The following is a 21666-nucleotide window of genomic DNA, read 5'->3' as shown; positions in this document are numbered from 1 at the left end:
ATGCATTTTCTTAAAGGTTTATCGTGTCAATGCTCACTCACAAGCGAGCATAGAATGATGTCTGCTAAGTGAAGTCCTATTAAGTAAAGTCTTTATAAATACCGTCTTCTTAAGATATCAGTAACGCGCGTCTTTAGGTTTTTTACCATTTGGCCAATCATTGACCTTACCAGCAAAGTCAGGGCGCGGCTGATGAGTAAAGAAGTGCGCCACATCGACGGCATCTTGATCGCTCAGCACATTTCCGTGACCCCATAAGCCTTTGGTCTGAATACCCATCGGCATGTTGTATTTTACAAAGGCCGCTGCCTTGTAAGTACGTGCCATACCAGCACCGATGTTAAAGGATTCATCGCCCCATAGTGGCGGGAATACGATATCACCGCGACTGTCTTTGATGCCTTCGCCATTATCACCATGACAAGTTGCACATTGAGCTTTATAAATTTGTTCGCCGCGGACAGGATCTGGGATTAGTGATTCATCCACTTTACCTGCATTTTGGATATCGACTTTTTGCTCTTTTGGGGTGTTTTGCGATAGCCACTTCATATAAGCCAACATTGCCAGCATTTCAGGGGATTCAGGTTTCAACGGTTTGCCATTCATTGAGCGCTGGAAGCAGCCATTAATACGTTTGGTTAAATCAACTTCCTTACCAGATCGTGGCATCACGCGCGGATAGAAGTTATAACTATTGATGTACGGGTCGCCAAGTGGAATTTTACCTTGTGAGATATGGCAACTGTTACAGTTCATCTGCGCGCCCACATGCTCTGGCAGTAAGCGCTTGGTTTCGTTTAATAAGCGTTTACCATAAAATATCTCATCAGCATTTGGTTCATCCAAGATAGCCGTATCTTGCGGCAGTACATAAGTGCCGATATCTTCGTTGGCATCATCAGCGGTGACTAAGCCGTACTCAGGCGCATTTTGCTCGATAGGCTCGGGCTGTGAGCAACCACTACTGATAGCGGCGATACTAAACGCTGAAGCAGTAAGGATAGCGGTGGTTAAGTTGCCCATATTGATTTTTTGAGAGACAACGCTAGCAATAGTAGGCAAGTTGAGTGGATATTTTTTCATTATTTTGCTCCTTTTGTTTGCGCATCAATACTTAAGTCTGGGGCAATATCCGTACTGGTTTTTGGTTTTTTGGCGAGGAAAGCCCGCATTTTTACCACATCATCGACATCGATTTCAGGCGCTTGATTGGTCCAGCTATTGCGGACATAATTGACCACTTCTGCCACATCTGCATCGCTAAGATTGCTGAATTCAGGCATAGTAAATGCCATACGGTCATGTGGGGTTTCAGGCATACGACCACCGCTTAAGGTAATCTGTAGTACCGAATCGGCATTGTTAGAATAAACCGCACTATTGCCATCAAGCGCTGGGAAAATACGCGCAACTCCTTTACCATCGACACGGTGACAAATTTGGCAATATTCGGCGTACAAAATCGAACCGCGCGAATCATAGTCACCATCTAGTAATTTTTGCGTAGTGAGGTCTTTTTTCGCAGGCAGTGTGGCTTCTTTGTTTGGTGCGGGCGTTAATGTTTTTAGATAGGATGACATGGCGTTGATGTCATAGTCGGTCATATATTGGGTGCTATGCTCAACCACTTCGGCCATGGCACCAAAGGCAGCAGTGGTATCAGTACGCCCAGTTTTGAAGAAGTCATTTAATTCTGCGACCGTCCAAGTGCCAAGTCCGCGATGCTCACTGCGGATACTTTTGGCGCGCCAACCATCGATGATGGCACCGCTCAAATACTTGTTAGAATCTGCATTACTTAGAGCGATTTCTTGAAAGCCAATACCGCGCCCAGTATGACAAGAGCCGCAGTGCCCAGGACCTTCGACTAAGTATTGACCACGAGTCAATAGGGCGTCGTCTGTCTCAGGGACAAAGTCACGCTTGCGATCAAATAAGACCTGCCAGTATGTCAATGGCCAGCGCCAGTTTGCTACGGGAGGTAGCTCGCTTTTTAGATTGGCTTGCTTGACGGCTTTGATATCGGACATAAAGAAGGCGTACATCGCGGCTAAGTCTTCGTCAGGCATGAGCTGGTAAGAAGGATACGGCATAGCAGGGTATAAGGCTTTATTATCACTGCGTACCCCATGCTTAACGGCGTTTTTAAAGTCGTCGAAACTATAGTTGCCGATGCCAGTTTCTTTATCGGGTGTGATATTGGTCGAGTAAATTGCCCCAAGTGGCGTTAGCATAGGCAGACCGCCTGCATAAGTCTCGCCATCGAGCGTGGTATGACACGCGACACAGTCAGCAGTGCGCGCGATATATTCGCCCTGCTTGATGAGAGCAGGATCAGTGATATTGACCTCGATATCGCTACTGTTGGTGCGCATATTTGGCAGTAATTGCCCAATAATAAAGGCAACCACCAGCCCGATGATGGCTGCTATTATTATAATCAGTGGCCATTTTTTCATAAGCCCGCCCTCCATAAGATATTTTTACTAAGCTTATAATTCATCACCCATATTTCATGAGGTGTATTAATCATTCTTATTGAAATCAAAATTGAAATCGAATATTTGTGATTTAAGCTCAGCGAATTAAAAGTTACACGACTGTCATCTAGTATAGGGTAGCGGGTAATATTGTGATATTGTGGAAAACCACATTATAATTAAGGTTTTTGCTTATAATGTACGTTTGGTAGGTCAAATATAAGGCTAGGTGTATGCATAAAAAGTCTAAAATTTGGGCTATTTTAAAGGCTTGTTTTATTATCGTTGTGGCATCGGTTGCTTGGTTGCCGCTATCTAATGCCACCGCCCAGACCTACTATTTGGGTGTGCTGGCACCGCAAGGCGAGACAGCCGCACAAAATCGCTGGCAGCCGTGGCTTGACGAGCTCAATGATCAGTTATCAGATGACACCGTGATATTGGTACCTTTGGCGCTGGAGAATTGGCAACAGCAAATAGAGGCACAGCAGTTTGCGCTAGTGCTTGGCCCACAAGTACAGTTTATAAAAATGAATACCATCAGATGGCGCTGGCTGGCTACCTTACAAACAGAGACGGCTCAATTAAATAATAATGCGCAAAACGCTCGTGATAGAAGTCCTCGTGATAAAAGTTCTCGTGATAAAATTTTTAGCAATCAAGGATTTGATGCTGAGGGTGTTAATGGGCAACAATCGCAAAATCAGCTATCGACGACAGTCACCCTCGCCAATGAATTTAATAAGCTAAATGAATATACGCCATTAAAACAGCCGAGTGCGATGGAAGAGGTCGCCAGCGCTTTATGGGTCGCTGCCGACAGTGATATTTATCGTTTGCAGGATTTGGAGCAACGGCATATTGCTGCCGTCGACACTGACGCATTTGGCGGTTATTTGTTGGGCGCGCATTTATTACAGCAAAATGGCATTATGCCAAGTCACTATCAAACACAGTTTGTCGGTTATCCGATAGAGCGCACTTTGCATGCCTTGGCTAGCGGCAAGGTAGACGCTGCCATTACACCGCTTTGTTTGATGGAGGAGATGGCAAGGCGCGGTCAAATCAATGACAAGCAATACCGTCTCATTCATTCAGTCGCCACTGTATCCAGCTGCCACTCTTCAACGAAAATATACCCAAATTGGACATTGGCAGCGACCGAGCAAGCGCCAGATGCTTTGGTGCGCCAGATCAATCAACATTTATTTGGCAAGCGTCAATTAGAGCAGCGCTGGTTGCCAGCAGAATCAAGTAGCGATGCTGAGCGCATCCTTTATGAGATGAATCGCCATCCCGCCCAAAAGCAGCTGAGCGCGCATATGATCGACTGGATAAAGGCGCATCGATTGTGGATGGCTGTGATTATTTTGGTTATCCTGATATCGACAGTAAATTATGCTTGGATGAGCTGGCTGGCATGGCGGCGGCAAAAAAAGATAGTGCAGCAAAATAGGCTAATCCGTGATTATGATCAGCAGTTACACCAATCAGAGCGCTTTGCGGTCATCGGTGAGATGAGCGGTGCTATCGCTCATGAAATAAATCAGCCGCTGGCAACCATTCAAAATTATGCGCAAGGGTTATTGATACGTAGTCAACAAGCGCAGTCATCCAAAAAGACGGTCGAGGCAGCGTCACCTGATAATGCAGCGAGAGAGAATGCTCTGCAGCAGATTGTCAATGAAACAGAACGCGTCGCTGCTGTAGTGACTAATATTCGCCGCTGGGCTGGACGGTCGCAAGCGAAGGAAACTCGTGTCGATATCGCAGCTATCTATCAACAGTGCATTTTATTATTGGGTGAGCAAGCAGTGGGTGTCAATTTTTGGCTGGCAAGTGATTATCAGCATTTAACCTTGCCAAATTTACTATTAGATCAGTTACTGATAAATAGCATGACCAATGCTGTGCAGCAAGGGGCGACCAATATCATGCTACGCTGTCAGGCAGAAGAAAACGATGGCAAGCAATGGTTGGTATTGCATCTAAGCGATGATGCTGGCGGCTTTGATAAAGCCCAGTTGCAGGGGCAGTACCTACCAGAGAACCTACCTAGTCAGTATGCTACTCAATCAACGAAAGCAGACGGTCTAGGATTAGGACTGATGATATGTCAGCGCTTATGCAAGTCATTGGGCGGTATGATGCAGCTAAATAATATTGACACCGAGCATGAAATTGAGCAAGTTTACCAAGTAATGAGCAGTGAGCAGCGCCGCTTTAAACGTAGCTTAAATGGTAAAATCCAGCTGCTACAAACCAATACTAACTATCAGCTGTCAAACACGGTGGGCGCACAAATATCTTTTTATCTGCCATTATCTTTAGCGAATAATAATGAAAAACTCTAATGAATATCAATAATGTATTTAGCCATAAGGTCACATATGACGTCTAATCAACTCTCAAATGAGTCTACGTGCTGGCAAGATAAAAGCAGTCATCTGTCTGACGATTCATCAGGCATTACGCCAGAATCGCTTATCATTCATATCATTGATGACGAAGAAAGTGTGCGCATGTCCTGTGATTTTTTGATTAGCAGCTTAGGGCTATCGACCCAAGTGTGGGCAAGTGCACTGACGTTTTTGCAACAAGTTAATATCTATCGTCCAGCAGTGATTGTGAGTGATTTGATGATGCCAGAGATGAGTGGTCAAGCGCTACAAGTGCACCTTAGTCAACAGGACAGCCCTATGGCATTGATAGCGCTAACGGGAAATGGCGAGATTGCTGATGCTGTCAATATGATGAAGCAAGGTGCGGCTGATTATCTAGAAAAACCGATTAATAGCCGCCGGCTACAAGAAGCGCTTGCATGTGCGCAAAACCTCACTCTAAAACGCGCCACGCTTTATGATATTAAAAAGCTCTATGCGCAGCTGACCGATAAAGAAAAGCAGGTTGCCAATGAATTGTTAGAAGGTAATTTGAATAAAAATATCGCTGATCATTTAGACGTTTCCGTCCGTACGGTAGAGGTGCATCGTTCACAAGTGATGAAAAAAATGCAGTCACAACATGTCAGTGAGTTGATTCAAAAATTAGTATTGCTTGATGCTTAAAAATTAAGACAGTCGTACCAATTAAAGCAGTCATAAAAAAACGCCTGATATTAAACAGACGTTATATTTTTTCAAGATTTGAAGAATTTTGCTAAGTTATTTAACTCAATATCAAGCTATCGTCTTCGACTTTTTCGCCGCGAGTTTGCTCAAACATATCAAGTAAGTCATGTACAGTCATGCCTTGACGTTTATCGCCAGCCACATCTAATACTACTTGTCCTTGATGTAACATCACCGTTCTGGTGCCATGCGCCAATGCCTGCTGCATTGAGTGCGTGACCATCATAGTCGTGAGCTGATTGTCCGTCACAATCTTATCGGTCAATTCTAAAACGAAAGCAGCAGTCTTAGGGTCGAGGGCAGCAGTGTGCTCATCAAGCAATAAAATTTTGGAAGGTTGCAGTGAAGCCATCAATAGGCTAACAGCTTGACGTTGACCACCGGATAACAGACCCATACGGTCGGTCAGACGATTTTCTAGCCCCAATTTTAATACTGATAATTTTTCGCGAAATAAATCACGGTTATTTTGGTTGAGTGCAAAGCTCAAACCACGTTTGCCGCCGCGCTTATAAGCCAGCGCCATATTTTCTTCGATGGTTAATGCTTCACAAGTCCCCGCCATCGGATCTTGGAAGACACGAGCCACCCAATGGGCGCGTTGGTGCGCGGTCTTTTTGGTGACATCGATACCATTTAATAAGATTGAACCGCTATCGACGCGCGTGGTACCACTGACCGCATTTAAAAAGGTTGATTTACCCGCGCCATTGGTACCGATGACAGTGACAAATTCACCATCAGCGATGTTGAGATTGATACCGCGTAGGGCAGGGTTTTCAATGGGCGTTCCAGGATTAAAGGTCAACCGCAAATCTGTAGCTTGCATCATAATAATTATTCCTTATGGTTGCACATTGACATTAAGCCCGAACTTTACGACTTAAAAATTTATTTTTAGCTTTGGGCAAGACCAAGGCAAATACGACGAGTAGCGCTGTAATCAAGTTCAAATCTTGCGGACCAAAACCAATACTACGTAGCGTATCGCTCGATAGCGCCACCTGAATAAATAGCTTGTACAGCACCGCACCGACAACCACGGCAAAGGTAATCAGCCAAATACGCTTGGCAGGAATGATGGTTTCACCAATGATGACCGCTGCTAAACCGATGACAATGGTACCAATACCAATCGAGATATCTGCGCCACCTTGGGTCTGCACAAACAATGCACCTGCTAGAGCAATCAAACCGTTAGAAATCGCCATACCAATGATGGTCATCCATGAGGTATTGATGCCTTGCGCCTGTGCCATGCGGAGGTTGGAACCCGTCGCCCGCATCGAAAGACCCGTTTCAGTACTATAGAACCAGTTTAAAAATAACATGGCAGCTATCACCACGACACCAATAATTAGACAGCGCATCCAATACCCGTTGCCATCCGTGACCAAGGTGCTAAAGACCGTGGTTTCACCCAATAATGGCAAGTTCGGCGCACCCATAATCCGTAAATTGATAGAGTATAGTGCGACCATTACCAAGATACTGGCAAGTAGTTGCAGGATGCCAAGCTTGACGTGTAGCCATGCCGTAACAATACCAGCGACGGAACCTGCCAACATACCAAAAGCACAGGCAAGCCATGGGTTGAGACCAGCGATGATAGAAATACCGGCGACAGCGCCCCCTAGTGGAAAACTACCGTCAGCGGTCAAGTCGGGGAAGTCGAGGGTGCGAAATGAGATCAGCACACCAAGTGCTACTAGGCCATAAATCAGACCGCTTTCAAGTGCACCAAAAAAAGCAATTAAAGACATAAGAGATCAGTAAGTCATAACCAAGCGTTTAGCAACTAACGTTCTAATATCGATTTATAGAATGAGTGCGTGATATAGATCAGCGCTGTCTCATCTATACGTCAATTTTAGCTAAACGACTAAGCGGTGAATTTAACAGATTAAACAATCTGCGGTTAGGGTAAACCAAAACATGTCACGATCAACAGCTATCATAAGCTACCTAGGTTCAAAGCTTTGATTAAAAAAAGGGCAAATTTAGAAACGATGCAAATACTTTATATTTAATCAATGTGGTTTAAATAAGAAGCCCAGCCTACTGATTCATAGCTGGGTTTCTGATGTTAAACATTTAGCCTCATCGCATAAAGGTAGATGACGGCTGACACCAAATCCATCAAACTCGGTATCTACCTTATGATAGCTGTAATGAGCTAGCTATAAAAGTGCGTTATTCTACCACTTCTTTTGCTTTATCGATAACCGCTTGTGACAAAGTAATACCTTCTTCTTTGGCATGCTTTGGACTAACGTATAGATCCAACATTTGCGGGGTGTAGACAGGAATAGCACCTGCTTTTTCACCATTTAAAATACGTACCACGATTTTGCCTGTTTCGCGACCAAGCTCGTAGTAATTCACGCCCAATGCAGCAACGGCACCACGCTCAACTGAGCTAGTGTCAGACGCAATCAGTGGAATTTTGCTCTCTTTAGCGACTTGATATAGTGATTCGTAAGCCGATACGACGTTATTATCGGTTGAGGTATAGATCATATCGACCTTACCTTCGAGGCTACGTGCTGCCATCGCAATATCAGTACTGCGCTGGGCAGGCGCTTCGAGTACATTGATACCTAGTGGTGTCAGTTTTTCTTTTAAGTTTTTCAAGATAATCGTTGAATTGACTTCGCCTGGGCTATAAACATAGCCGACATTTTTTAGACTAGGAATGATTTGACGCATCAGCTCAATTTGTGGCTCATAAGGCAGTGCATCAGAGCCGCCAGTGACATTGGTGCCAGAGCCATCTAGTTTTGTCACTAGTTTGGCGGCAACTGGGTCAGTGACTGCTGAGAATACTAAAGGGATACTGCTAGTAGCAGCAGCTACTGACTGCGCTGATGGTGTACCAATCGCAACGATAACGTCTGAATTGTCTGCGACGAATTGCTTAGCAATCTGTCCAGCAGTAGCAGTGTTCCCCTGTGCGCTTTGGAAATTAACCGTTAAGTTTTCACCATCTTTAAAGCCTGCTTCATTAAGCTCGTCGATAACGCCCTTACGGACGTCATCAAGCGCTGGATGTTCGACGATAGCCGTAATAGCGACGGTCTTCATCGCTGTGGCTGCATCGCCAGTAGCAGCTGTATCAGTGGTGCTGGTATCTTGTGCTGATTGATTACAGCCAGTTAAGATGGCCGTACAAACACCACCTAATAATAGTGCTTTACTAAAGTTAAAATGACCAAAACGATTTTGATACAACATGGGTCTCACTCCTGAAAATAATAATGTGTCCGTACATTATTTAATTTATAGATAAAAGGTATAGATGGATAAAGGGTAAAGCAGTTATCTGTATAGAAGGCTAAATGTTATTTGTCAGTGCTACTTGTCAGCACTATTTATCCGTATTATTTATCCGTATTATTTATCCGCGCTCTGCGCTTGTTTGTCGACATTAATGGCATTTTTTAGCAGCTCATCAGTCAGGCTGACGCCTTGCTCAGCAGCATGTTTCGGGCTTGCATATAAGGTTAAGGTATTCATCACTTCAGGCTTGACGCTGCTAACTGCTTCGCCATTTAACACACGATACACCATTTTGCCTGTGGTACGACCAAAGTCATAATCATTGACACCAAGTGCCGCAGTTGCACCACGTCGCACACTAAACTCGTCCGAGGCAATGACAGGAATATCAAGCTCATTGGCAGCACCTGCCATCGCTTCAAAGGCGGATACCACATTGTTATCTAGTGAGGTATAAATCACATCAACACGACCAGCAAGGCTACGAGTCGCCATGGCCACATCCGTCGGGCGATTGGCGGTTACGTCTAATATCTTAAGCCCACGTGCAGGCGCAGCTTTTTTAAGTTGATTGAGTACCACCACCGAATTGACTTCACCTGGACTATAAACATAGCCAATGGTTTTTGCATTAGGTACAATTTTTTGAATATTGTCTAGTTGTGGCTCGATAGGTAGCTCACTAGACAGTCCTGTCACATTAGATTGGATAGGCGTATTGTTCTCGTTAATGAGCTTTGCCGCTACAGGGTCTGAGATAGCCGTATAAATAACCGGAACCGTCTTAGTTGACGCAACGATAGACTGAGCTGATGGCGTCGAGATTGCCACGATGGCATCTGGGTTGTCTCCTGCAAACTGCTTCGCAATCTGACCTGCTGTCGCTGTATTGCCTTGAGCACTTTGGAAATTAATGGTTAGATTTTGGCCTTCAACATAGCCATTATCTGCCAACTCATCAATAATGCCGCGGCGCATCGCATCTAACGAAGGATGTTCGACGATTTGAGTGATGGCTAATGTCTTGGCAGGCTTGTCAGAATCTGCGGCGGCACTTGTATCTGTCGTTGCAGCAGTGTCGGTCGTGTTTGAGCAGCCAATTAATCCAAGCGCGGCGCTCATAGCAGCACCGAATAGGCTGAAGCGTAAAGTAGTAGCAAAGGTCATTTTATTGGGGCTCATAGGTTAGAGAGTGCAGGTTACCCGAGTCAATGTTATGTGCATGCTGAGATAACGGGCTAACATCAAAGTAATCAATCCATTGATCATTACGTCCATATTATGACAGTAATGTAACTTATGGCAATAAGAAATTAAAACGCGTTTGTCATTACCTCTATAAAGAACGTGCTGAGTTAATGTTCATCGATATTATTCTCTATATAAGCACTGATTTTGGCGATTGACCAGTGATAGTTTTGGGACAATAAAAAAGATGCCCAGCTGGACATCTTTTTTGTTTGTTGAGTAAGCCTAACTATTAAGCAAGGACATCGCCAATCACGCAGTTGTCAGGTAAAGTAATTACCGTCAGCTGGGTTTCTGGATTGCCAGTTGATAGCACCATACCTTCTGAGACACCAAACTTCATCTTACGCGGGGCAAGATTGGTCACGCAAATCACCTTTTTATCTAGCAATTGCTCAGGCTCATAGAACTTACGGATACCGCTAAACACATTGCGTGGTTTGTCTTCGCCAACGTCCAAGGTAAATTGTAAAAGCTTATCTGCGCCCTCGACATGGTTGCAGGCTAAAACGTGAGCGACTTTCATCTCAACTTTGGCAAAGTCTTCGATACCGATATAGTCAGTTTGCTCAGTATTTGTCTCAGCATCTATATCAGTACCAGCTTTTTTTGCTGGCTTGTTATCTTTTTTAGCAACGGCTTCGCTAGCCACTGGAGTGGCAGCTTGAGCCAAAGACTCTTTTGACGCCTCAACCATCGCGGCAACGTCTTTTTCTTCGATACGCTGCATCAAAGGTTTGAACTTATTGATTTTATGACCCAGTAGCCACTCATTACGGCTAGCAAAGCTTAAATCGTCAACATTTAAGAATTCTTTGGCATTGGCCGTCAGCTCAGGCAATACTGGTGCAAGATAAACCATTAATTGACGGAAGATATTAATCGCGACCGAGCAAACATCTTGAACTTCTTGCTCCGCGCCTTCTACCTTAGCAAGCGCCCATGGTTTTTTCTCATCGATATATTCATTGGCTTTATCAGCACATTGCATAATCAAACGCATGGCACGCGAAAACTCACGGTTCTCATAAGCGGCAGCAATCTCATCGCCCGTTTTGGTAATATCTTCTAATAAACTTGGCTCAGCGCAGATCTCTGTTAGCATGCCGTCATATTTCTTCACCAAAAATCCAGCGCTGCGACTGGCGATATTGACCACTTTACCGACTAGATCAGAGTTGACCTTTTGCATGAAATCTTCTAAATCAAGGTTGATATCCTCGACTTTATCAGACAGTTTACTAGCAAAATAATAACGCAAGTATTCAGGATGTAAGTGATCAGCATACGTTTCGGCTTTAATAAAAGTACCGCGTGATTTACTCATTTTTTCGCCATTGACCATCAAGAAGCCGTGAGCAAAAACACCCGTTGGTGTACGGAACTCACTACCGGCTAGCATGGCAGGCCAAAATAGCGCATGGAAATAAACGATGTCCTTACCGATGAAGTGATACACCTCGGTTTTATGCTCGTTTTCTTGCATCCAATAACGATCGAAATCAAGCGCCTCGTCTGTACCTGCGCGCTTATCGCAGAGGTTTTTGAAGCTCGCCATGTAACCGACCGGCGCATCTAGCCAAACATAGAAATATTTGTCTGGCTCATCGCTTGGGGTATCTGGAATCTGAAAACCAAAGTACGGTGCATCACGGGAAATGTCCCACGTTGCCAGACCTGCTTCAAACCATTCTTGTAGTTTATTGGCAACCGATGTTTGCAAGCGATTGTCACTACGCGTCCAATCCTTTAAGAATTGCTCAAATTCAGGCAAATTAAAGAAGTAATGCTTGGAGGTTTTTAGAATAGGCGTGGCATCTGATAACGTTGAATGCGGGTCTTTAAGATCCGTTGCATCATAGGTCGTACCGCAAACTTCACAGTTATCGCCGTATTGGTCGGGCGCTGCGCACTCAGGGCAAGTACCCTTGACAAAACGATCGGCTAAAAACAACTGTTTTTCAGGGTCAAATAATTGTTCGACATCTTTTGTACTGATATGCCCAGCATCATTCAAGCGACGATAAATCAGCTCAGAGAAATGCTTATTTTCTTCTGAGTGGGTGCTGTGGTAATTGTCAAAGTTAATCAAAAACTTAGCAAAGTCCGCTTCATGTGAGGCTTTCACTGCGGCAATTTGCTCTTCTGGAGTTACGCCATTTTCTTCAGCTTTTAACATGATACCAGTACCATGAGCATCATCGGCACAGACATAGGTGACTTGATGACCTTGTGCTTTCATCGCACGCACCCAAACGTCAGTCTGTACATGTTCTAAAAGATGGCCTAAATGAAGATCGCCATTGGCATAAGGAAGAGCACTGGTTACTAGAATCTCACGCACTTTTATCACCTATATTTTTATATAAACGGGTTGGTTATCAAACGTCTTAAGCGATTTTGGGCTATTAGACGCGATACTACTAATATCAAACTATCAATGCTAAAACGTATTAAGCAAATAAAAATTTAAAAAAGTGTGCCTATGATACCGTAATTCGGCCAAATTTGTGACATTACCTGAGTAATTAATATAGTCGCTAATAAAGCGATTAACTCTATACGGTATATAGAGTGTCAATCAATTATGAGAGATAAATAGTCGGTTGTATTTAGAGGTAGTAATGAGAAAGCATGCATAAAAAACCCACCAAGCAATCGCTCAGTGGGCTCTTTGGTATCAAGCAATAATCGTTACATTTAATTATCTTTAAGGTTTAATAAATGCCTCATTCCAGAACATTAGAACGAGCCAAATATCGTCCCTAAAATGATAACGGCGACCACAGCAATAAGTGGAATCACCATCGTTACCATGGCGACGTTTAGATAGGACTGCTTATGGGTCAAACCACAAATCGCAAGTAAGGTGATGACCGCACCACTATGCGGTAACGTATCCAAACCACCCGCTGCCATCACGGCAACACGGTGCATGAGCTCTGGGTCAATACCCGCTGCGACCGCCATTCTTAAATAGTCTTCACCCAACGTCGATAAGGCAATACTTAAACCGCCAGACGATGAGCCAGTAATACCAGCCAGTGTAGTCATCGCCACCGCTTCTGAGATTAAAGGGTTGTCAGGCGTTAGATTTAAGATACTATCACGAATGATAAGGAAGCCTGCTAATGAGGCGATAACCGCGCCGTAACCAACTTCTGAGGCGGTATTAAAAATTGGCAACATCGAATCATAAGTACCACGGTTAATGGTTTTTTGCAGATTATTCCAATGACCGATACGTAGCAAAATTAACACCGCACAAGCCACGACTAACGAGATGATAATTGACCATAAACCCAGTGAGCCTGCGATATTTAGATCAGGAAACTGAGCTTGTAAGCCGCTAAAATCCACTGATGGAAAGACAGCGTAAGTTAATAGAGCATTTAAGCCAATGACCAACACCAGTGGAATCATAGCAATAGTAAATGAGGTGTGATGCGTATTTAATACATCAGTCTCTTTTTTGGCCGCGCCAACGCCGCCCACATCCTCTTCGTCATGCTGACCATAGCCTTCGCCTGCTGCATTGGCTTTTCTGGCGCGTGATTGAAGCCATAACCAACCACAAATAAACATGATGGTACCGCCGATAATACCCAAGATAGGCGCGGCAAAAACGTTGGTATTATAGTAAGGAATCGGAATGGCGTTTTGTATGGCAGGCGTACCTGGCAATGCCGTCATGGTAAAGGTGAATGAGCCTAAGGCAATCGCTGCCGGAATCAAGCGCTTAGGAATATCAGCGGCTTTAAACAAGTCTTTGGCGATGGGGTAAATAGCAAATGCCACCACAAATAACGAGACGCCACCATAGGTTAAAATGGCACAAACTAAGATAACCGCTAAGATGGCTTTGCTGGCACCAAGCTTTTCGACCACAGTTTTGGCAATCGCGGTCGCCGCACCAGAGTCTGCCATCAAACGCCCAAATAGTGCACCCAGCAAGAATATAGGAAAAAACTTAAGTAAAAATCCACTCAATGCGCCCATAAACACATCGGTATAGGCCGGAATCGTGCTTAAAAAATCACCTGATAATAGTACGGCTAATGTCGCCATAATCGGTGCTAATATGAGCACGGAATAACCGCGATAAGCAAAAAACATCAATAATAATAAAGTAATGACAATAGCAAAGGTACTAAACATGATCGCCCTCCTTGGCAAAGTTCAATCAGCGAGTATGCAGAGCATAGTGATATTGGTCAATAAAATTACTTAAAATAGGCAATATTTGATATTTTATTAAACATAAATCCTGATTTAATGAGATATTGAGCCATCATATATGCCGCTACTGCGCTGGCTTGTATATTCCTATGGTTATTCTCTTCTCGCTACGAGAATAATATGGTAAGTTAGCACAAGATTTTTAATTATGATATATCGATAGAAATTGTATTAATATAAATATGGAAATATTGAGTGATATCACCCACTCATAATCATTGATGATAGAAGTTAATAACAAAAAATAGACTTGCAAGGAGATAAGCATGAGTCAATCAAAAGTATATAGCAGTGCCGAAGAAGCGCTAAAAGGTATCGTCAGCGATGGACAAACGCTCGCTATCGGTGGTTTTGGTCTGTGCGGTATTCCTGAAGCGTTAATCGCCGCATTGCGTGATAGTGGTGTCAAAGGGTTAACTTGCATCAGTAATAACGCAGGCGTTGATGATTTTGGCTTAGGGTTGCTATTACAAACTCGCCAGATTAAAAAAATGATTTCATCCTATGTCGGTGAAAATAAAGAATTTGAGCGTCAATACTTGGCAGGCGAGTTAGAAGTTGAGTTAACGCCGCAAGGGACGTTAGCGGAAAAACTACGTTCGGGTGGTGCTGGTATTCCTGCTTTCTATACCGCAACTGGCGTTGGTACACTGGTCGCTGAAGGCAAAGAAACCCGTGATTTTGATGGTCGTACTTATATACTTGAGCATTCATTGCGCGCTGATGTGTCATTAATCAAAGCGCAAAAAGCGGACAAAGCGGGCAATTTAATTTTTAACAAGACGGCGCGTAACTTCAATCCAGATTGCGCCATGGCAGGAAAAATTACCATTGTTGAAGTCGAAGAAATCGTAGAGACGGGCACGTTTGATCCTGATGATGTGCACCTGCCGGGTATCTTTGTGCAGCGTATCGTCTTGAATAGCAATCCTGAAAAGCGTATTGAAAAAACCACGACCAAAGCAGTCGAAGGCGCTTAGTTAAAGGCTTTATAGAATTTTTTAAAGTGTTAAATTAATAATAGAATATTGTAATACTATTCCTAAAAATTTGAGTGGCAAGGAAAACGAGTGAAAGTGCTACATTTAGTAGACTAAGCGAGTTTCACACCGCTCATCATATTTTTTGGGGTCGTTATAAAAATAAGGAAGTTATCATGGCATGGACAAGAGAGCAGATGGCACAGCGTGCCGCACAAGAGCTACAAGACGGCTATTATGTCAACTTAGGCATTGGACTACCAACCCTGGTCGCAAACTATATCCCTAAAGATGTCGATGTTTGGCTACAGTCTGAAAATGGTCTATTAGGTATCGGCGAGTTTCCAACGGCAGAAAATGTCGATGCAGATTTGATTAATGCGGGTAAACAAACCGTCACTGCCGAAGCGGGTGCCAGTTATTTTAGTAGCTCAGAGTCGTTTGCGATGATTCGCGGCGGTCATGTTAATCTTGCAATATTGGGTGCGATGGAAGTGTCAGAAAAAGGTGATTTGGCCAACTGGATGATTCCCAAAAAAATGGTCAAAGGCATGGGCGGTGCCATGGATCTAGTCGCTGGCGTGCAGCGCGTGATTGTACTCATGGAGCAAGTCAATAAACACGGCGAGCCAAAAATCCTGGCCAATTGCGAGCTACCATTGACGGGCAAAGGGGTGGTTGATCGGATTATTACCGAACTTGCTGTACTAGACGTCACTGACAATGGTCTAAAGCTAGTTGAGCTGGCAGAAGGTGTTAGCTTTGATGAGCTACAAGAAAAAACGCCAGTGAGCATTGCTCAATAAGCTTGTTAGATATATTCGCCACAGACCTCTAAAAAACCTATTTGATAATGGACTATAAAATATGGCGACCACATTACAACAAGATTTGACTGGCAAGGTGGCATTGGTCACCGGCGCTGCCAGCGGTATCGGACGTGATATCGCTGAGACTTATGCGAAGGCAGGCGCGGCAGTTGGTATTGCTGATATTAATCTTGAAGCCGCTCAGAAAACCGTTGACGCTATTGAAGCGGCAGGCGGACGCGCATTTGCCATTGCCATGGATGTAACGTCTGAAGCTGCCGTTAATGACGGTGTACAAAAACTGGTCGATACCTTTGGTGCTATTGATATTCTCGTCTCCAATGCTGGTATTCAGATTATCGATCCGATCTATAAAATGGCGTTTGAGGATTGGAAAAAAATGCTCGCCATTCATTTGGATGGGGCATTTTTGACCACCAAAGCGGCGATACAGCATATGTATAAAGATGACAAAGGCGGTACCGTCATCTATATGGGCTCGGTACATTCGCATGAAGCATCCATGTTTAAGGCGCCTTACGTCACAGCGAAACATGGGTTACTTGGGCTGTGCCGTGTATTGGCCAAAGAAGGCGCTGAGCATAAGGTACGCGCGCATGTGATTTGCCCGGGGTTTGTCAAAACGCCGTTGGTCGAAAAGCAAATTCCGCAACAAGCGGCTGAAAAAGGCATCAGTGAAGAATCTGTAGTCAATGATATTATGCTGGTGAATACCGTCGACAAAGAATTTACCACCGTTGATGACATTGCCCAACTGGCATTATTCTTAGCCGCATTCCCAAGTAATGTATTTACCGGTCAGTCTATTGTTGCCAGTCATGGTTGGTTTATGAATTAACAGCGTGGTCAATGGATAGGTTCGCGGGCTGTTTGATTGATTGATTTAAAAATCATGGGCTTGCTAATAAAAGACCAATCCATTAGCATCTAGTTTTATATTAATTTGAGCCAATTAGATTGGCTCTTTTTTATGAGCGCTTGAATAGCGTTTAGGGTTGCACGGAGTAAGTATAATGAATGATAAGGATTTTGCAAAAACGCTTGCAGTAACAGTAAGCCGTGCTATCGAGCAACAGCAGTTTGAGCAATCAATCAATCAACTTCAAAATTTGCGCCCGATTGATATTGCCGATGTTCTAGCACTCATGGAGCCAAATCTTGCATGGCAGCTACTTGAGCATCTGCCCAATCGTTCTACCGTGTTCTCCTATTTAGAAACGGATATTCAGGTTGCGCTTGCCTATGTATTTCCTCGGGCTGTATTAGCAAAGATAGTAGGCGAGATGCCTGCGGATGAGCGTACCGACTTATATAAGCACCTAAATCAGGAGCAGCGGGATGCTTTGTTACCCGCCTTGGCACAGGCACAACGTGAAGATATTCGTAAGTTATCTACCTATGAGGAGCGCACTGCTGGTGCGTTGATGACGTCTGATTATGCGACTTTAGCTGCTCATATGACTGTCTCTGAGGCATTGGCAGCACTGCGCCTAGAAGCACCTGATGCCGAGACTATTTATCATGCTTATGTGATTGATGACGAGCGTAAATTATTAGGCGTTGTTTCTTTACGAGTACTTATTTTAGCGGCTCCTGAACAGCTGATTAATGACATTATGATGAGTACAGTAGTGTCTTGTAATGTCAATGATGATCAAGAAGACGTTGCGAAAGTCGTGGCTCGCTATGATTTAATTGCGCTGCCTATTACCGATGATAGTGGCGCTTTGGTCGGTATTGTTACCCACGATGATGCGATGGATGTGGCGAGTGATGAGGCAACCGACGATTTCCATAAGTCGGGCGGTGTCTCGACCATGATTGGTAAATTAAAAGACGTCAGCATTCGAGTGTTATACCGTAAGCGGGTCTTTTGGTTGGTGTTCTTAGTATTTGGCAACTTGCTCTCAGGCTTTAGTATTGCAAAATTTGAAGATGTGATTGCCGCCAATTTGGTATTGGTGTTCTTTTTACCTTTATTGGTCGACAGTGGCGGTAACGCTGGCTCGCAGTCAGCGACCTTGATGGTGCGAGCTTTGGCGACTGGCGATGTGGTCATGCGTGACTGGTTTTCATTATTGGGTCGAGAGGCGGTGGTTGCGTTGATGCTTGGGGCGACGATGGCGGTGGCTATCTCAATCATCGGTTATGTACGTGGTGATGCAGTGGTGTCGTTAGTGCTGGCACTGAGTATGATGTCGGTGGTGATGATTGGTTGCGTCATTGGTATGAGCTTACCTTTTGTGCTTAATAAATTGGGTTTTGACCCTGCCACTGCCAGTGCGCCTTTGATTACCTCTGTCTGTGATGCCTCGGGTGTACTTATTTATTTGTTTATTGCTTCACAGTTTTTGTCTATCGGTTAATGCTGCTATAAAGCCTAGTCCCACTAGCGTTGTGGTTTTTTTATAGTGGTAATTCAGCTACACTGTCACTATAAAAGGTCTGGTTAACACGTTCACGAGCGGTATTGTTCACGACAGTATTCGCTGAGTTTTTGCCATGCCCACCCACTTGTATAGGCAGTAATAGTCGCTATGTTTAACTTTATGAAGAAAACCTCCACCAAAAAATCAGAAACACCAGAGCAGCGAGCAGAGCGCGATAGTGCCGTGGACAAGGTGCTGCTTGGTTATGAGGTAGGTACTGTCAGTATTGCCACCATGGTAACGGGGCTCGAGCGTGATGGTGACCAGCTCACCTTAGACTTGCGTCTACCCGTAAATAGTAATCCTGAAATTATCCAACAAGAACTTGGGCAACTGTTACATCCGCACGGTATCAAGACTATTCATATGAATGTTCGTCTGCCCGCACCGACGAAAGGCTCGGGGTCAAGTCTGCCAAAAGCAATGCCAAAAACCACTAATGCCATGGACAATCAATATAAACCAGCGGCAAATACTGATAGCAATACTACTGTTGAACCACCAATTACCAAAGCCGCGCCGACACAAGCGTCACTCGCCGCGCATCCGCGTATTCGTCATATTATCGTCGTGGCATCGGGTAAAGGTGGCGTTGGTAAATCCACTACCACGGTCAACATTGCTTTGGCATTACAAAAGCTAGGCAACCGTGTTGGCGTACTGGATGCCGATATTTATGGTCCTAGTATGCCAACGATGCTAGGCGTCGATAATGTCAAACCTGAGCTGGAAAACGAGCAGTTTGTTCCTATCAATGCGCACGGTATGGCAATGCTATCGATTGGTAGCTTACTCGATGGTGACAATACGCCTGTCGCGTGGCGCGGACCAAAAGCCACTGGTGCGCTGATGCAGCTGTATAATCAAACCAACTGGCCGCAGCTGGATTACTTAGTCATTGATATGCCACCGGGTACGGGCGATATTCAGCTCACGCTAGCGCAGCGTATTCCCGTGACGGGCGCGGTGATTGTCACGACGCCGCAGCATATTGCCTTACTTGATGCGCAAAAAGGTATTGAGATGTTTAACAAAACCAATATCCCAGTACTCGGCGTGGTCGAAAACATGGCACTACATACCTGTAGTAACTGTAATCATACAGAAGCTATCTTTGGTACAGGCGGCGGTGAAAAAATCGCTGAACAGTATCAGGTGCCGCTGTTAGGGCAATTGCCATTGGCTAGCGGTATTCGTGCACAAGTGGATAAAGGTGAGCCGAGCGTATTAGCCGATGATGAGTTTGCGCCGTACTATCTTAGCATTGCTAAAAATATCGAAGCCACTATTAATAAATTCGCCAAGCCTGTCAATGATAAGCGTATTTTTTAATAGTTTTTAATTGCTTCTCGTAATAGTTAAATAGCCTAAGCAAATAAAATTAAAGGGCTTAGATTTTCAAAAAGGGAGTATTGTGAGCTTATCTATTTATCAACGCCATTTAGACGATATTCCCACGCAGTATATATTTTTGAAATTATTGCGCCCGCCGATATACGTGATTGAGCTCTCAAACAATCAAGTGATTGCCGTTTGCTACTATAAAGATGGGAGTAGCAAACGGCATCAAGTTAATGATGACTTTAGTAATCGCCGCATGGTGATTGCTAATTTTAACAAATTCTCACAGGCGTTAACTGACCTGTTACTTAAGTTTCCTCGGCATTTTTTATGGATGAGCGCGATAGCCGCTACCGATGTGACAGAAACACTGGCAGATGGATTGACCAGCATTGAAGTTAAGGTAATAACGGAAGCGTTTTTTGTGGGTTCTGCGAAGGCAAAAAGAAAAACTGTACATACTACCGTGAGTTATCAAGGAAAAATAGTACCTTTAGAAAAATTTGGCTAGGATGCCTCAATCATGAATCAAAATAGCAACGAGCAAGATCAGCAACAACTATCTACCAGCATTAAGCCAGTTGTGCTCGATGAGCTGATTAAAAACGGTCAGCCTACTTTTGGCATCTTTGCTCACGTTAAAAATATCAATTATTTGGACTATCACAGTCATCTTATTTCGCAAAAGGCGCTGCCAAACTGGCGCAAAGAGTTAAAAGCCAATCAATTCTGCTTTATTCAAATTATTCAACCGCCTTATCGGGTTTGTCTGGCATTGGCAACGATTAAACTGGCAACCAGTGCCTTTGTTTATCTTTATAACGAAGCGACGGATGGGCTAGAGGTTTGTGAAGCATTGCAGCCGTTGACGCATCAAACACAGTTAGAAGGCGATTGCTATCAAGGGCAAATGGCATTTACCCATAGTAATCTCACATTAACATTGGATTTTACGCCTTCACAAATCGCAGTAGCATTGGACAGTAAACACATTACGCTTGATGTGATGCTACAGCGGCAAGCAGCGCCATTAGCAGTCTGCACACCAACGGGCAGGCGCGGCTGGACCTTCACTCAAAAAGAACCGCTGACGTGTATATCTGGTCATTTGCTTATTAAAGCCCATTCAAAATTTAACACTGATACTCAAGCCAAACAAATCCACTTTTCCGAAACGACTATCGCCAATCTCGATTGGACGCTTGGTTATATGCGTCACAAGACCAATTGGTTTTGGAGTTGTATCAATAGTTATTTGCCAGACGGTCGTCATTTTGCCCTAAATCTAGCGATGGGCGTCAATGAAACAGGGGTTAGCGAAAATGCGTGCTGGCTGAATGGGCAGATTTATTATTTACCGCCTGTGATGTTTGTCCGTGATGGTTTAAAGTTGCCAGCTAATGAGCAAGATGACAAAGCTAAAACCATAGATAATACGCGACAGCCTTGGCGCATCTATCATCAAAACCTAGGCTGGAGCAATGTTGATATTGACTTAACCTTCACGCCGATAACCGTTTATAAAAAGATGGATAACTTTGGTGTGCTTGCCAGTATATTTGAGCAATGGCTTGGCTTCTATAGTGGTGAGATTCGTCTAAAAGATGACGTGATTAAAATCGATAAGATAATGGGCTTAGCAGAAGATCATTTCGCAAAATGGTAGGCGGTTGCTGTGTTGATTGTAGATTTATATTAAACGCAGG

17 protein-coding genes are annotated in these 21666 nt (G+C 44.1%); 9 read left to right on the top strand and 8 right to left on the bottom strand.

Going from position 1 to position 21666, the window contains the following annotated elements:
- Positions 1-117: 117 nt before the first annotated feature.
- Entirely contained in the window at positions 118-1086 is a 969-nt protein-coding gene (locus tag ACP69U_RS09470) for a c-type cytochrome (protein ID WP_426138400.1), read from the bottom strand.
- A complete protein-coding gene (locus ACP69U_RS09465) occupies positions 1086-2462 on the bottom strand; it encodes a cytochrome c (RefSeq protein WP_426138399.1) in 1377 nt (458 codons plus the stop codon). The genes ACP69U_RS09470 and ACP69U_RS09465 overlap by 1 nt, the downstream gene beginning before the upstream one ends.
- 254 nt (positions 2463-2716) lie before the next feature.
- On the opposite strand from ACP69U_RS09465, the gene ACP69U_RS09460 reads away from it, so the two are divergent.
- Both ACP69U_RS09460 and ACP69U_RS09455 read left to right on the top strand, forming a co-directional pair.
- On the top strand, positions 2717-4837 hold the full coding sequence (locus ACP69U_RS09460; protein ID WP_426138398.1) for a PhnD/SsuA/transferrin family substrate-binding protein: 2121 nt from the start codon (positions 2717-2719) through the stop codon (positions 4835-4837).
- A gap of 36 nt (positions 4838-4873) precedes the next feature.
- Positions 4874-5551, top strand: a complete 678-nt coding sequence (locus ACP69U_RS09455) for a response regulator transcription factor (RefSeq protein ID WP_426138397.1) — start codon at positions 4874-4876, stop codon at positions 5549-5551.
- 100 nt (positions 5552-5651) lie between these two features.
- On the opposite strand, the gene ACP69U_RS09450 is transcribed toward ACP69U_RS09455, so the two are convergent.
- From ACP69U_RS09450 to ACP69U_RS09425, 6 genes are all read right to left on the bottom strand, one after another.
- Positions 5652-6446 (bottom strand): ABC transporter ATP-binding protein, encoded by a 795-nt coding sequence (locus tag ACP69U_RS09450; RefSeq protein ID WP_045446787.1) that lies wholly within the window; start codon positions 6444-6446, stop codon positions 5652-5654.
- Between the two features lie 31 nt (positions 6447-6477).
- A complete protein-coding gene (locus tag ACP69U_RS09445; RefSeq protein ID WP_426138396.1) occupies positions 6478-7377 on the bottom strand; it encodes an ABC transporter permease in 900 nt (299 codons plus the stop codon).
- Between the two features lie 430 nt (positions 7378-7807).
- Positions 7808-8848, bottom strand: a complete 1041-nt coding sequence (locus ACP69U_RS09440; RefSeq protein WP_109590281.1) for an ABC transporter substrate-binding protein — start codon at positions 8846-8848, stop codon at positions 7808-7810.
- Between the two features lie 159 nt (positions 8849-9007).
- Positions 9008-10060 (bottom strand): ABC transporter substrate-binding protein, encoded by a 1053-nt coding sequence (locus tag ACP69U_RS09435; protein ID WP_201614565.1) that lies wholly within the window; start codon positions 10058-10060, stop codon positions 9008-9010.
- A 313-nt stretch (positions 10061-10373) separates the two neighbouring features.
- Positions 10374-12485 carry a methionine--tRNA ligase gene (gene metG / locus ACP69U_RS09430; protein WP_426138395.1) on the bottom strand — a complete coding sequence of 704 codons (2112 nt, stop codon included), beginning with the start codon at positions 12483-12485 and terminating at the stop codon, positions 10374-10376.
- A 398-nt stretch (positions 12486-12883) separates the two neighbouring features.
- Complete coding sequence (locus ACP69U_RS09425; protein ID WP_426138394.1) at positions 12884-14299, bottom strand: GntP family permease; 1416 nt, start codon at positions 14297-14299, stop codon at positions 12884-12886.
- Between the two features lie 347 nt (positions 14300-14646).
- Between ACP69U_RS09425 and ACP69U_RS09420 the strand changes: the two genes are divergently transcribed.
- From ACP69U_RS09420 to ACP69U_RS09390, 7 genes are all read left to right on the top strand, one after another.
- Entirely contained in the window at positions 14647-15360 is a 714-nt protein-coding gene (locus ACP69U_RS09420) for a CoA transferase subunit A (RefSeq protein WP_426138393.1), read from the top strand.
- A 176-nt stretch (positions 15361-15536) separates the two neighbouring features.
- Positions 15537-16166 (top strand): CoA transferase subunit B, encoded by a 630-nt coding sequence (locus ACP69U_RS09415; RefSeq protein WP_045455208.1) that lies wholly within the window; start codon positions 15537-15539, stop codon positions 16164-16166.
- 61 nt (positions 16167-16227) lie between these two features.
- On the top strand, positions 16228-17028 hold the full coding sequence (locus tag ACP69U_RS09410) for a 3-hydroxybutyrate dehydrogenase (RefSeq protein WP_426138392.1): 801 nt from the start codon (positions 16228-16230) through the stop codon (positions 17026-17028).
- Between the two features lie 175 nt (positions 17029-17203).
- Positions 17204-18556, top strand: coding sequence for a magnesium transporter (mgtE, locus tag ACP69U_RS09405; protein WP_426138391.1), 1353 nt, complete (start codon positions 17204-17206; stop codon positions 18554-18556).
- 171 nt (positions 18557-18727) lie between these two features.
- Positions 18728-19951, top strand: a complete 1224-nt coding sequence (gene apbC, locus ACP69U_RS09400) for an iron-sulfur cluster carrier protein ApbC (RefSeq protein ID WP_426138390.1) — start codon at positions 18728-18730, stop codon at positions 19949-19951.
- An 82-nt stretch (positions 19952-20033) separates the two neighbouring features.
- Positions 20034-20471 (top strand): hypothetical protein, encoded by a 438-nt coding sequence (locus ACP69U_RS09395; RefSeq protein ID WP_404641763.1) that lies wholly within the window; start codon positions 20034-20036, stop codon positions 20469-20471.
- Positions 20472-20483: 12 nt separating this feature from the next.
- Positions 20484-21626, top strand: a complete 1143-nt coding sequence (locus ACP69U_RS09390) for a DUF2804 domain-containing protein (protein ID WP_426138389.1) — start codon at positions 20484-20486, stop codon at positions 21624-21626.
- Positions 21627-21666: the final 40 nt, after the last annotated feature.

It is taken from the genome of Psychrobacter sp. TWR1-1-1 (assembly GCF_049895865.1).
In the GTDB taxonomy this organism is placed as follows: Bacteria; Pseudomonadota; Gammaproteobacteria; order Pseudomonadales; family Moraxellaceae; genus Psychrobacter; species Psychrobacter immobilis_A.
Note: the sequence above shows the minus strand (reverse complement) of the source record. Positions and strands in the feature narration are given on the sequence as shown.